The sequence below is a fragment of the Thioclava sp. IC9 genome (assembly GCF_002213225.1).
In the GTDB taxonomy this organism is placed as follows: domain Bacteria; phylum Pseudomonadota; class Alphaproteobacteria; order Rhodobacterales; family Rhodobacteraceae; genus Thioclava; species Thioclava nitratireducens.
Map to the genome: position 1 here is coordinate 534,484 of NZ_NBNX01000003.1, position 12,520 is coordinate 547,003.

Below are 12,520 nucleotides of genomic sequence, written 5' to 3' on the forward strand. Positions count from 1 at the left end.
GGAGTGGCTCCTTCAGAAATGTGCGAGGGGGGCGGGCCACCCAGCGGGAAGCCCGTTGGGTATTCATCAAGGCATGGACTTCGCGAGCGGCTCATCGGGCACATCGGAAAGATACTTCTCTCCTTTGAGACCAGGATGCCGTGCATGTTCCATGCGGCGGATGGCGATGTGCATCCAGACCGTCGAGACGAGGACCAGCACGAAGAGCAACATGAAGGGAGCAGTCCAGACACCGCTTTGGTCGAGCAAGAAGCCGAAGCTGATGGGCAGGAAGAAACCACCCAGTCCCCCGATCATGCCGACGAGTCCGCCAACGGCCCCGACGTGATGCGGGTAATAAACCGGGATATGCTTGTAGACGGCAGCCTTTCCGAGGCTCATCACGAAGCCCAAGATCACGGTCATCACCATAAACATCGTCGCGTTGAGGCCGAAGGTGAACGAGATCGGGCCGTGGATGCCTTCAACTGTGTAGCTGGTCTCGGGGTAGCTCATGACGAACAGGAGCACGAGCGAGACAATGAAGGTCAAATACATGACGAAACGCGCGCCCCATTTGTCGGACATCCACCCACCAAGAGCGCGGAAAACGGAACCAGGCAGGGAGTAGAAGCCAGCAAAGACTCCGGCCGTCGTGAGCGGCAGCCCATAAGCCCCGACATAGTAGCGCGGCAAGAACGAGGCGAGCGCAACAAAACCGCCGAAGACGAAGAAGTAATAGGTAGCGAAACGCCAAACCTGGATATTCTTGAGCGGTGCGAGTTGGTCCCCTGCAGATACCGGTTTGGCGCCAGTCTTCTTGCGTTCCTGTTGCACCGGATCGGTCTTCGCAGTCAGGTAGAAAACCACCGCCGTCGCGGCGAGAACCAGAGCGTAGACTTTCGCAGTGCCTTCCCAACCGAGCGCGACGACGAGGAACGGCGCGGCGAAGTTCGTCACCGCGGCCCCGACGTTTCCCGCACCGAAGATGCCCAAGGCAGTGCCCTGACGTTCTTTCTCGAACCAGCGTGACGTGTATGCGACGCCGACAATGAAGGACCCCCCCGCCAGGCCAAGGCCAAGTGCTGCGATCAGGAAAACCTCGTAGGTGTGAACCGTTGCCAGCAGCCAGACAGCAACAGCCGTAATGAGCATCTGCAGCGGAAACATGATCCGGCCGCCGAACTGCTCGGTCCAGACGCCAAGGAAGATACGGCTGATTGACCCGGTCAGAACCGGCGTCGCGACCAGCAGCCCGAATTGGGTATCGGACAACCCGAGCTCTTGTTTGATCTTCACGCCGATGATTGAGAAAATCGTCCAGACCGCGAAGCAGACGGTGAAGGCGAATGTGCTGAGCCCCAGTGCCCGATATTGGTCCGAGCGCGTGACTCCTTCGAGTGTATGCATTGTCTCTCTCCGAAGTTTGGCCGACGTGAACCGCCGGTCCGGTTGCGGACAGATCAACAGGGAGGGAGACTGGAACTGGTTGATCGAAATCAAACCGATTAGCTGGTAGGATCGAAATAAGTCACCGCTCGGCAAGGATCACGCCGACAGAAAACACCTATCAACCCGCTCGCCAATCGGTGACAATTGACCGCTTGATATTTATCAAGCATCACCGTCAGGCACGATTAGAGGTGAAGCATGGCCATCCGCTTGCGCGACGATGAATCTTCCGAGATTCGCGCGCTACGACTGTTTTCCGGGATCGACGACGAGAATTTTTCTGCGTTGATCCGAGGTGCCTATGTCCAAAACTTTCCGCCGCAAATCGAGTTGTTCACTGAGGGCGAGACTAGTGATTTCCTTCACGTCGTCATCAGTGGGTCGGTGGAATTGTTCGCAACATGGAATGGGCGCGAAACGACGATGGAGACGCTGCAGCCCGTCTCAACCTTCATCGTGGCGGCTACCGTCAAAGCAGCGCCCTACCTGATGTCTGCGCGCACGCTTGAGAAGTCGCGCATCATCTTGGTGCCATCAGAGGATGTTCGTGCAATCTTCGATGCCGACCAGACATTCGCACGCAACGTCGTAACAGAGCTCGCTCAGGGATATCGTGGGGTTGTGCGGAACACAAAGAACCTAAAGCTCCGAACTTCCCTTGAGCGCCTGGCCAACTACCTTGTTCATCGCCACACATGCGAGGATAAGGCAGATGTCTATGATCTTGGGATCGAAAAACGGCGTCTGGCTTCTTACTTGGGCATGACACCAGAAAACCTGAGTCGAGCGATCCGTCAGTTGGAACCCTACGGCGTGCAAATCGATGGAAGCTGCGTTACGATCACCAATGCAAAAGATCTTCGTGCTTTTGCCAAACCTTCTGACCTGATCGACGATCCCTGTTCCTGAAGGTCAGCGCCTTCCCTCGGCCTCGTCGATCGCCCCCTTCACCCAGAGCGAGAAACTCCATGATGCGGGCACGCCCAGCGGCAGCGAGAGCGCCACGAGCGGCGGGATTGCGGGCAGGCCGATCCATTGCCCCATCAGCCCAAACATGAAGAAGTTGATCGCGACCGCCGCCGCGGCGAAGGGATAGGGCAGCAGCATCAGCCGCGACAGGCGCGGTCCCTCAGTGGCTGGTGCCGTCATCGAAGGTGATCTTGTTCCACATTGTATTTCCCCGAGGGCTTGCGCATCGGCAGTCGCTTCCGCTGACCCGCGCGGTGCGCGAAGGCGCGATCTGCTATCTCGACGAGGTGGTGGGGGCCCGCAAGGAAGTGACGGCCGTTCTGCATCCGCTGACCGACGACCGGCGTATCCTGCCGATCGATCGCACCGGGGAAGAGTTGGAGGCCGCACCGGGTTTCATGCTCGTGGCTTCCTACAGCGCCGTTACCAGAACATTCTCAAGACCCTCAAACCCTCGACCCGGCAGCGCTTCGTTGCGATGGAGTTCGACTTCTCCCCGCCGCAACTCGAATGCGAAGTCGTCGCGCGCGAAAGCGGGCCGGCCGAGGACCGCGTGAAATCGCTTGTGCGTCTCTGGCGCCAGTCCCGGCCCCCGAAGCGCGATCTCGCGGTCTCGATCCTGCTCGATGTGTCGCGATCCACCGAAAGCGCGGTCTCGGGCTGTCACAGTCACTACATGACCGACGTCGGACACTCGTATCCTTGACAATTGACAAGCGCTACGGAGTTGATCTCCAAAGTAGTCGTCCGAGAGGTCCGCTATCCGCTGCCTTAACGCGACTCCGAAAAAAGGCGAGGCAGTCGGACAATCGATCTCGCAGCGTTTCACTGGCAGTTTGCGCTCGAGTCGATTTCGCTGAGCCGCACGAAGCCAAAACTAATGCGACATCAGCTCTTACTTTTTTCCTCCTCTTGCTTGCGGCCGTCGTCATTTAGCTCCTCCCAAGCTTCACGAGCCCTCATTTCAAGATCGTGTCCCACTTCGAGCTGCTCCACCTGCGCATTGAACCAACGGACCTCCTCCTCGGTCAGCGGCGCATTGGATCGTTTCCACGAGCGCCGCTCAAACCAAATGGTCGCCCAAAGAGCGATGATCACCAGGACGCCAAAACCTTCGGCAACCAAGATCGCTAGGTCCAAATTCGGGCTCCCACAATCCGCCATTTCAATCTCCCTGTTTCACTGCAGTGGAGGACGGTTTTCGTGCGCGACTAGGCCCTCGATCAGTTTGATCACCGCGCGCAGATCCCACCCGCGCTCGGCTCCTCGCAGCATGTCCGTTAGCGCATCGACCGTATCCGCTGGGAGGCCTCGTGCCGCCCCTTCGCGCCGCGCGAAATACGCCAGATGTGCGCCGGCGAGCGGCGGGATATAAACCACGCGACAGCGGCTTTGCAGCGGCGCTGGAACGGCAAGACGGCTGTTCGAGGTCAGGATCCAGCTGATCCAGCGCATGTCGAACCGCACGCGGAAAAATGGGCAGCTCCAGGTCCGCGCACTGAGGGGTTCCAGCAGCGGCAATAGCGCATTGCTCAGCGCAAAGTTGAAGCCCTTGTTCGACCGCACATCGCCACACTTATCCACTTCGTCGATCACGATGACCGGGTTACCCACGCGCTGATGCAGGATGAGCTCCACAGGCCGGCCCGGATGGGCCGTCGACCAGCCTCGCTGGCTTCCGGCCACCGCGAAGCCCGCCGGTTCATTCGATGCGTCGATCAGTTCTGTCGGCGTGCCGATCAATTCCGCCAATCGACGCGCCCAGTGGCTCTTTCCGATGCCAGGAGGCCCATCAAGCAAGAGCGGCGGCAGACGGAGGGCGGGAGCACCTTTGCGCATGCTTTCACGCATCGCATACCACGCGATTTCTGTCGCACTGGACATCCAAGGCATCTCCTCGTGTAGCGCCGCGGCAATTTCGTCCGCCCTATGCTCGCTCTCAAGCTGAATAAGCTGGACGCCGTTTTGGAGTGCCGAGAGCTTCTTCCGTTCGTCATAGCTGAGATGGCTCATTCTGGAGGCCTGCTGTCGAAGCTCTACGAGCTTTTGAGCGCGGCGGCGGATCTTGTCCCTGTCTTTGCGGGTTGGGGAGATCTGATCCGTCACATCAGACCATTCCTCGCCTCGATCGAGGTTCGAAAACCAGTCTTCATCGATCCCTAGATTCTTGCGGCGCAGTTCCGAGAGTGTCTTAGAGAGCCGGGTCTCAATGTCATTTGCTGTGTCCGACGGGAAGAATCGAATATCGGCAATCTGAAAGTGAACCGAGCGACGCGGGCTGCTCCTGGTGGGGACGGAACGTCTCGTCATTCCAACGACCCTGCAGTTCGACAGATAATCAAGGGTTCACGGCTATGCACGATAGAAAACCTCACCCGTGGTTCGCACGAGCGGCGAGCCGTCCTCCGAGAGAACTCATGAGGTCTGCACTCCGGCGACATTCCACGAACGGGGTCAATACATGCGGCTCTCTTGTCAGGAGCGCTTTTGAGCGTCGTCATTGAAAAAACTCCCGCCACTCATCGTCGGAGAAATTGCAGGAAAGATCGTCGTGAACCTTTTCCAAGGCCAGACGTTCAAACGCAGCTGTGCGATATGCCTCAGCGGTTCTTTCGCTTCGGTGACCACAGGCCTTCATGGCTAACTCGACGCCGCGGGAACCGAAACGTGCGAATTCATCATGGAGCTTCGTTCGCGCCGCGTGCGATCCTGTCCCCAGAACTTGGCTCCAGAGGAAGCTCACGTAATTCTTGTGAGGTGGTGTGTCGTCATAGTTCACAAACAACAATCGTCGTTTCTGGAAACAAGATTCTCGCATTTCCGACAAGTAGATCGGCGCACACCCTTGCAGCACGACTTGATCAATGAAGAAGGCAAAGACTGGATGGATGCGGGACTGAAACCGGCGACCAGTCTTCGATACCTTCAAATCGAATTTGTAGCCAGCTTCGTCCCAGGTAAGTTCCCTGCCGAACGAGATGCGTGTATCCGCGACGCGCAACGGTAGTGCTGCAAACAAAGTGATCGCAAGCGCGGCATTCCGTCGATACTGAGCATGTCGTGGATTTGGCAGCCGGTCGGCTTCTCCAAGCATCTCGAAAGCTATCGCAAACATCTCCGAATATGTCGGCAATGAGAGGACCTTTGTCTCCTTCTTTGGCTGAATCTTGGCGGAACGACGCTCGTGGAAACGAACACGCTCAAGAAGATAATCGAGAACCTCCTCCTTGGCGCCGATGTATCGTGCGAAGTCGCGCACTTGTCGGATCGCAGAATGAATAGTGACCGGTGAGAGTGGGCGCTCTCGGTTGAACAGGGACTTCTCATACTCCCGGGTTGCCTCCAATGTCAGGTCCATCGCCAGACCGCGATCACGTGCGACTTTGGCAAACTCCCGCAACTTCACTTTCGTCGTTGCAATCATGGAAGGCGCAGGAGGATTGGCCGCAACGCCCGGCAAGCCATCTTCCATCGCTGCAAGGGCCTCCAACCAGCTGTGCGGAAGATCACTAATATCCAGGGAGAACCTTTTCTCGCGCGGCTTGTGAGATCTATGCCTGTCTTCTGGGGGGCCGTGCCATCGCGCAATGGCGATGTCCAATTCACGTTCAAGAGGAGAGCGCTCAAAGATTTTCCTGAGCGCCGCTCGCAGCGAGGTCAGTTTACCCCACGTCCAATATTCGGTAGCTTTCGATATAAGGCCTGCATCAATGTGTGCCTCAGCATCCAGTTTCAGTGCAGAAAAAACTCGTCTACAATCGAAATCTGCGCAACCGAAATTTCACGTCTAGCGATCTGTGTCAGAGTTTGATCAATATCCAGTATTTGTGTTAGTCGCCCGCGCTCGATAATTGCCTTTGCCCTTTTCACGCGATGCGTAGATGCGCTTGCATTCTTCATTTGGAAAACCCCGCCATCTCAATAATCTTACCCTGAACTTCGAGAAGCTCTCGCTCTTCATCAATCCAAGCATAATATTTACGAACTACGTTCGGGGTATTACACAAAAGCCGCGCGGCGCCAGCGTAGTCTCCAGGCTGGGCTCGCAAGTAAAGAGAAGCGAGCCCATGTCGAAAATTATGCGGGAACATTTGAAGATGATGATTGCGTGCGTGGCGATGCAGCCAGCCCCGCAAAACTTTTGAAGAAAGTTGGGGAACTCTATAGCCAGGAAAGAGAAAATCCGAATCTTCCGATCCATGAATCTCTGGACGAATTTCATCCAGATACCAGATCAATACCTCCAGCGCTCGCGTTGGACCGTCCACAAGCAATGCCTTGATATCACGCCTATTTTTCACGGAGTGCGCTGGTAGAATTAAATATGCTTGCCTCCGCGCCCCAACGGGAAGAATAAGATTTGCATCCTCTCCCTTATGTCGAAGTTGAAGCATATTCGACACTCGCAGCGGCACCCCCCATAACGCGATCGCGGAAAAGCATGCAAGAACGCCCAGCTGAATAATCCTTCGCTCTTTGTAAGGAGAATTAAAGACTTCCGCTCGTAATGACTGAGCGTCCCTCATGAATGCCAGATGCAAACTTTGAAATGTAAGTTCGGCACGACGATTTCGAAGAAGATGCTGGCAAAACGCTTTTGCCGGTTCAGACATCTCTTGCGCGTCGCGTTGCCCCTTTTTTAAGGTAGGGTTTATCTTGAGCGATGCTCTCATGAAGCTCGTATCAAGGTTCAACCACTCTGCGAGGATGGCGATGTTAGTTATATAGGAACGCATCGTGCGTTCCGAAATGCGGATGTTTCCATCTTGGTCTTGGATCCAAGCCCGAACAATTTCGAGAAATACAGTGCGATCGAAAATCTTCTCAAACGCGAGGATCTCATGTCTGATAACACCGATCATTAATCCGGTCCGAAGATACTTATTGAGAGCCGCCTGGCGCACATTTTGCGCAGCTTTGGAAAGCCCAAAGACCGCTTCCCCACTAATTTCATCCATCTCGCCGGACGAGGCGTTTTCGATCAACTGATGGGCTTGCTGTTGTAGATGAAAGGGAATGTGATCGGGTGCCGACCTCCGCACCCTATCCGGAACCTCCAGGTCGCATGTTGGCAGAGTCCCCGCGATTTCGGATGAAAGGTGTCGATACTCATTCAGCCTGCGCACCGCCTGAGAAATGGTTCGACGACGTTTTGCATCGAGTGCATCAGAGAGGGTAGAGAGCCATGCGCCGTCAAGTTCATGAGGCTGGCGTCCAGCACGTCTAGCTTCTTTTGCAAGCTGCACGATCGGTATAAGTTCCTGGCGCCTGCGGCCAAAGGTTCCATCGACTAGCCTTTCGCATTCGAAAAGTAATTTGCTCCAGAGATCATTGGGGACGACCGTGGTCGCTGTCGTGGCTCCGCTGCTCTTTTTCAGAATGGAAACGACCCTCTGGCGCCAACCTTTGTAGGATTTGAATGTTTTAAAAAGATCGGGGTCATAGTTTTTGCGATGGAAACGCCCCTCAAACGCCACCACATCCGCAGGGATATTAGCGAGACTGTTGACTTGATAGATTTTCAAGCAGCGGCGGATCGTATCTCGGTAAATCTTTTTCGTTCCATCCGTATATTCCGCCTCACATTCAACCCACCGAAGCACATCTGCCATTGTGCCAACTGCGCGATCTTCTTTCTTTCCGGACATGTTCGCTAATTCCACTTTTCTTCGATATAACCGACTGGAAAACTGAACACTCCATTTCTTTGAGACGCCGAAAAAGAGAGAGTGTTCCGTTGTTTTCTCGCTAATACCCACTCTGTTCCTTATTACGCAGGTAGAGCATCGTGCTCGCCTTCGCCGTGTCGCCCCCTGTAGTGTCAACGAGACGCACAGCCTTCCCAAATCGCGGCTCAAGCCACCATTCGAATGGCTCGTTCAAGCGCCACGCATCGACGTGCGCGGGCAGGTAGCGACGAATTCGCGGGCCAAGATCCGCGTGATGCGGCAACCTCCACTTCGGGTCTCTTTCGTTGCCAGCCCGGCGGATCGTGTGTTCCTCGACGCCCGCCATCGCCGCTAGCTGCTTCACCGAAAGAAGTGGCCGCTGGAGCTGTGGCAGCTCTGAAGATGGGATCTGATGAAGTCGCCACAATCGGCGGAGCAGGTCGACGAAATTCACGCGCCCGCCCGGCATCATCTCGCAAGAGAGCTCGCCCACTACTTTCGTGGCGGTCTTGCGTGTAACGCTCAGGTGCTCTGCGATCCTCGATATCGTCATCGGATGATAGCTCGCATATTTGATGGCAATTTTTCTCATGCCATCATTTTTTCACATCACACCTCTAAACGGGAACGCCCAAAGACGGTCAAAAGCCACGAAACAGCAAAAAACTTGTGGATTACGAGGCATCTCCGAACTCGAACAAGAAGGCTCAAAGCGAATTAGGAGATAATTGCGCAATTTTAGCCGAAATCGACCCTTCTATTGCGCAAAAACATATATTTTTTCGCACAGGAAATTGCCATTACTGATACGATTTAATTTTCGATTTTTAGACGAAAGAAACCGGCGAGTAGGCAGGCAAAAGCAATTGCCTTGGCACGGGTTCTCAACCTGGCGATCGGATGTAAGTGACACATCGCTGTATTTAACTGAAGCGTTGGTCGGCGTGGAGACCGTTGTGCTCCTCAAGCCAACAGGATCAAAGCCAGTGGCCGTGCGGCGCGCATGATGGGCGTGCGGTCATCCTTCGCGCCCGCGACGAGCATACGCGCGACCTCCCGGCAGCCCCCTGCCAGTTCTAGGGGCTCGCGTTCGATTTCGACCGTTCCCGGCTGCATCTGGGACAGTCGTAGAGTTGCCGCGAAAGCCTTCCCCTTCATCGTTGCTTTCGCCGCGACAGCAATATTCTGGATATTGGATCCTGAGCCTAAGCGGAAAGTTCATCGATAGAGTCGAGGCGAACATGCAGCTTCACCAGATCTGCTTGGCGCGCCAGGACCTAACGACGTCCAGTATGCCAGAGAGAAAAGGCGAGACTGACAATGACGATCACGCCGCCAGCCAGCATGGACGGCGTTGGCTGAATGCCGGTTCCGGCCCAGATCCAGATTGGGCCGAGAACGGTTTCGAGAAACATCAGCAGGCTCACGTTCGATGGGTGCGTGTAGCGAGATGAAAGCGAGAGCGAGAAGAACGACACGGGGAGCACCAGCCCGCCTGCGAGGGCAATTGCCCAAACGTGCCCCTCAGTCAATGCGCCCGGTTCCGTCAATGCAAGACATGCAAGCCCCGCCAGTGTGGCCCACCACCTACCAGGAGCAGGATCGGCAATTGCGCATTGGCTCGGATGGTAACGAAACTGATCGCCAAACACATCGCGACGCCCAGACCTATTGCTGCACCAAGCAGTGGACTACCGGTGGTCTGCCCGGGATCCGTCCCGAAAACTGCAATGCCGATTCAGGACAGCACGACTGCGGTCGTGACCCAGGTCGTCCAATGTGCCCGTTCGCCCAGAAACATCTAGGACAACAGCGCAGCAAAGATCGGCACGGTGGCAACGCTGAATAAAACAACCGAGACCGGCGCAACCGCGATGTCAAATGCGAAAGGCGAAGCGTTGCAAGATTGACAAAGCAGGACGAGCACACCGGCCCAGCAGATAGTGACACGCAAATCTTTGCGAAGTTGCCGTCGCCGGAAAATCAGCCAAGCCAGCAACGTCGTAGAGCCCATCAGGAGCCCGCGCCAAGCCATCATCTGGCTGCCGCTCATCTCCGACCACCGCATGAGCAGAGTGTCAGGTGAGATCGCCAGCGCCCCAAAGAGGGCGAGGAAGATACCGAACCTGGGGTTGCTTGTCATTTTCGGTTCCAGAAGCGAGGAAGCGCCCAAGCCTTACCGGTCCACTGGTAGCATTCCAAGCTTTGTCGAAGCATCGTTAGGTCTCAAAAGGAACAGAGCAGCATCTCGTCGCTTCCGACCCTTACCTGCCGTCCGCTTCGCGTCCGAGCGCTGCGGTGCAGCGTCTCGAGAGCGGCCATTGGTTCATCGTGCAGCATTTTTGGAGGATGACGGTCTGCTGTGCGGACGAAGCCGACGGTCGCGCCCTCGTCGTCTGGTTGTTGCCCGAGATGCATTATCGGCGCGACCGTTCAGCCGGGAAGCCCGTCGATCCTTTCGATGGCGACCAGGTCGTTGTCCCAGGTCGCGCGACTGGAACAGCAGATATGCGCGTTGGGTCGTATGTCGATCCGGCTGTCAAGCGACCCCGCTGGCACGACAAGCAAACCAATCTCCGGTTGAGAAACAGGCAGCGCGGCCCCGCAGTCGGAGCAAAAGCCCTTAACATGGCGTGAACCGGCGAGCCGGAACGTCTTGATGTTTTCCTCACCTGACATCCATTTAATTTTGGCCGTGGACGAAAACAGGTTTGCCGAATGGGCCGAACCGCTGCCCTTGCGGCAGCGGGCGCAGTGGCACAGGAAAAAGCTCTCGAATTCTCCCGATATGCGGAATTTCACAGCGCCGCACAGGCATTGTCCTATGGCCTGATTGTCGTCCATTCACACTCCTCTCGAGAGACAAGCCCCTGTCGCCAGTCGAATGCATTTTCATTTCCTCCTTGTATCCGCGTGTTGGATCACGGTCAAAAAGGGGCTCGAAGCGGGCTTGCGGCGTCGCGGCGCGGCTGGGCGCTCTCAGTGAGCAAAGATCGTCGCTCTCAGCCCTGAGTTGGACATTGAAGCTGGCGGGTCTGCGCAAATGCTGCTTGATCGAACCCGCCATTCGCGCATCGTGCAGCCGTCGTTCACGTCTTGTAGACGAATGATGCTTCGCCAAGAGATGGTGCTCACTTTAGTCGTTGCGGTGGTTGGTCTCGTCGCGATCACGTTCATATCTTTTCATGTCCGGAAATTCCGGTAGCCAGGCTTCGCGACGAACGACCCAATTCTCATAGGTTGGTTTCAATTGGTCGGGCGCATCGAGGCAACCGAGATGCAGTTCGACCTCATCGCCACTTCGCGCGAAAACGGACGATCCGCAGCGTGGACAAAAATTCCTCCCGGCATAGTCACGCGTGTCGCCGTCGATGTTCACCGCGTCTTCAGGGAAAACGGCGGCCGCGTAGAATAGGGCGCCATGATGTTTGCGACAGTCGAGGCAGTGACATATGCCGACCCGATAGGGGCGGCCCGAAGCCACAATTCGAACATCGCCGCACATACAACCGCCCGTGAAACGCTTCATAATCGTGTTTCCCTTCGATCAAACCTGTGAAAATTCAGCCGCGCGCTGCAGCATCGCCGGTCTCGCCGGCAACATGAACAGCCAGTTTGCCAAGCGTTTGAGCGCCAAATTCGACAGCCCCAAAGCCGATAACCACTGCGCGGCGTGCTGGCGTCGGATGCATCTGGCGCAGGGTGACAACGGTCTTTCCATTATCCTGCTTGTCGAAAGTGACCAGAAGCCGGAACCGGTCAGGATCATCATCGACATCGCGACCGTGATCGGCCTCGATCAGGCTTGGTGCCTCGACCCGCAGAAAATCCATACGGTTCGAGAACCGCGTGCCGTCCGGGGCAATCATGTCGAACCGCCATACACCGCCTGCCCGGATGTCGGCTTCATGCGACTCGATCTGGAAGCCGTCAGGCCCAAACCATTGCACGATCTGCGCTGGATCGGTCCATGCTGCGAAGGCGGTTTCTCGGTCAGCGTCGACGACACGCGAGATGACAATTTCTTTGTCCAAAGGCCACTCAGCCCATGCAGAGACGATATCGGCGGCTCCATCAGTCATCGGATTTCTCCTCCTTTATTCTCTCAAGGTGGGTCTCAAAGCGATCCAGGCGGCTCTCCCATTGCTTGCGGTGGGAGGCCATCCAATCTTCCGCAGCCTTCAAAGCCAACGGGTCCAACGTGCAGACACGGCTTCGCCCCTGTCGTTGCGACACGATAAGGCCAGCGTCTTCCAGAACACCGAGATGCTGTGTGAAGGACGGCAGCGCCATGTCGAATGGCTGGGCCAATTGTGAGACGGTGGCCGACCTCTCGCTAAGTTTCTGAACTACTGCCCGCCGCGTCGGATCGGACAATGCGATGAAGACCTGTTCTATGGGGCGCTTTGAGTTAGGCATGCGCCTAAGCATGTGGCTGCAATAAGGTTAGG

14 protein-coding genes and 1 pseudogene are annotated in these 12,520 nt (G+C 56.2%); 2 read left to right on the forward strand and 13 right to left on the reverse strand.

Annotated features, from left to right (window positions below):
* Positions 1-66: 66 nt before the first annotated feature.
* A complete protein-coding gene (locus B6V76_RS11120; RefSeq protein ID WP_088727431.1) occupies positions 67-1,389 on the reverse strand; it encodes a nitrate/nitrite transporter in 1,323 nt (440 codons plus the stop codon).
* Between the two features lie 240 nt (positions 1,390-1,629).
* On the opposite strand from B6V76_RS11120, the gene B6V76_RS11125 reads away from it, so the two are divergent.
* Positions 1,630-2,340, forward strand: a complete 711-nt coding sequence (locus B6V76_RS11125; protein WP_088727432.1) for a cyclic nucleotide-binding domain-containing protein — start codon at positions 1,630-1,632, stop codon at positions 2,338-2,340.
* Positions 2,341-2,343: 3 nt separating this feature from the next.
* Here the strand turns inward: B6V76_RS11125 and B6V76_RS11130 are convergent, their stop codons facing one another.
* Positions 2,344-2,580 carry a hypothetical protein gene (locus B6V76_RS11130; RefSeq protein WP_088727476.1) on the reverse strand — a complete coding sequence of 79 codons (237 nt, stop codon included), beginning with the start codon at positions 2,578-2,580 and terminating at the stop codon, positions 2,344-2,346.
* Positions 2,581-2,639: 59 nt separating this feature from the next.
* On the opposite strand from B6V76_RS11130, the pseudogene B6V76_RS20155 reads away from it, so the two are divergent.
* Positions 2,640-3,007 (forward strand): annotated as a pseudogene (locus B6V76_RS20155) (AAA family ATPase); the annotation flags it as partial.
* Between the two features lie 281 nt (positions 3,008-3,288).
* On the opposite strand, the gene B6V76_RS11140 reads toward B6V76_RS20155, so the two are convergent.
* The 11 genes from B6V76_RS11140 to B6V76_RS11190 all read right to left on the reverse strand — a co-directional run bounded on the left by B6V76_RS11140 (position 3,289) and on the right by B6V76_RS11190 (position 12,500).
* Entirely contained in the window at positions 3,289-3,540 is a 252-nt protein-coding gene (locus B6V76_RS11140; RefSeq protein WP_141104909.1) for a hypothetical protein, read from the reverse strand.
* 39 nt (positions 3,541-3,579) lie between these two features.
* Positions 3,580-4,710 (reverse strand): AAA family ATPase, encoded by a 1,131-nt coding sequence (locus tag B6V76_RS11145; protein ID WP_088727434.1) that lies wholly within the window; start codon positions 4,708-4,710, stop codon positions 3,580-3,582.
* A gap of 187 nt (positions 4,711-4,897) precedes the next feature.
* On the reverse strand, positions 4,898-5,872 hold the full coding sequence (locus tag B6V76_RS11150) for a hypothetical protein (RefSeq protein WP_088727435.1): 975 nt from the start codon (positions 5,870-5,872) through the stop codon (positions 4,898-4,900).
* 424 nt (positions 5,873-6,296) lie between these two features.
* A complete protein-coding gene (locus B6V76_RS11155) occupies positions 6,297-8,159 on the reverse strand; it encodes a tyrosine-type recombinase/integrase (RefSeq protein WP_141104910.1) in 1,863 nt (620 codons plus the stop codon).
* Positions 8,149-8,661: a hypothetical protein gene (locus tag B6V76_RS11160; protein WP_078572432.1), complete on the reverse strand. Its 513-nt coding sequence runs from the start codon at positions 8,659-8,661 to the stop codon at positions 8,149-8,151. The genes B6V76_RS11155 and B6V76_RS11160 overlap by 11 nt, the downstream gene beginning before the upstream one ends.
* Positions 8,662-9,346: 685 nt before the next feature.
* Entirely contained in the window at positions 9,347-9,721 is a 375-nt protein-coding gene (locus B6V76_RS20160) for a hypothetical protein (protein ID WP_240497844.1), read from the reverse strand.
* Positions 9,722-9,870: 149 nt separating this feature from the next.
* Positions 9,871-10,212 (reverse strand): hypothetical protein, encoded by a 342-nt coding sequence (locus B6V76_RS20165; RefSeq protein WP_240497845.1) that lies wholly within the window; start codon positions 10,210-10,212, stop codon positions 9,871-9,873.
* Between the two features lie 290 nt (positions 10,213-10,502).
* A complete protein-coding gene (locus tag B6V76_RS11175; RefSeq protein WP_078523501.1) occupies positions 10,503-10,913 on the reverse strand; it encodes a GFA family protein in 411 nt (136 codons plus the stop codon).
* A 292-nt stretch (positions 10,914-11,205) separates the two neighbouring features.
* Entirely contained in the window at positions 11,206-11,598 is a 393-nt protein-coding gene (locus B6V76_RS11180; RefSeq protein ID WP_078523502.1) for a GFA family protein, read from the reverse strand.
* A 34-nt stretch (positions 11,599-11,632) separates the two neighbouring features.
* A complete protein-coding gene (locus B6V76_RS11185) occupies positions 11,633-12,151 on the reverse strand; it encodes an SRPBCC family protein (protein WP_088727438.1) in 519 nt (172 codons plus the stop codon).
* Positions 12,144-12,500 (reverse strand): metalloregulator ArsR/SmtB family transcription factor, encoded by a 357-nt coding sequence (locus B6V76_RS11190; protein WP_346426010.1) that lies wholly within the window; start codon positions 12,498-12,500, stop codon positions 12,144-12,146. The genes B6V76_RS11185 and B6V76_RS11190 overlap by 8 nt, the downstream gene beginning before the upstream one ends.
* Positions 12,501-12,520: the final 20 nt, after the last annotated feature.

Coding starts and splice junctions, on each gene's coding strand:
- B6V76_RS11120 (WP_088727431.1), bottom strand. CDS start 1,389: ATGCATACACTCGAAGGAGTCACGCGCTCGGACCAATATCGGGCACTG.
- B6V76_RS11125 (WP_088727432.1), top strand. CDS start 1,630: ATGGCCATCCGCTTGCGCGACGATGAATCTTCCGAGATTCGCGCGCTA.
- B6V76_RS11130 (WP_088727476.1), bottom strand. CDS start 2,580: ATGACGGCACCAGCCACTGAGGGACCGCGCCTGTCGCGGCTGATGCTG.
- B6V76_RS11145 (WP_088727434.1), bottom strand. CDS start 4,710: ATGACGAGACGTTCCGTCCCCACCAGGAGCAGCCCGCGTCGCTCGGTT.
- B6V76_RS11150 (WP_088727435.1), bottom strand. CDS start 5,872: ATGGAAGATGGCTTGCCGGGCGTTGCGGCCAATCCTCCTGCGCCTTCC.
- B6V76_RS11160 (WP_078572432.1), bottom strand. CDS start 8,661: ATGAGAAAAATTGCCATCAAATATGCGAGCTATCATCCGATGACGATA.
- B6V76_RS20165 (WP_240497845.1), bottom strand. CDS start 10,212: ATGACAAGCAACCCCAGGTTCGGTATCTTCCTCGCCCTCTTTGGGGCG.
- B6V76_RS11175 (WP_078523501.1), bottom strand. CDS start 10,913: ATGGACGACAATCAGGCCATAGGACAATGCCTGTGCGGCGCTGTGAAA.
- B6V76_RS11180 (WP_078523502.1), bottom strand. CDS start 11,598: ATGAAGCGTTTCACGGGCGGTTGTATGTGCGGCGATGTTCGAATTGTG.
- B6V76_RS11185 (WP_088727438.1), bottom strand. CDS start 12,151: ATGACTGATGGAGCCGCCGATATCGTCTCTGCATGGGCTGAGTGGCCT.
- B6V76_RS11190 (WP_346426010.1), bottom strand. CDS start 12,500: ATGCTTAGGCGCATGCCTAACTCAAAGCGCCCCATAGAACAGGTCTTC.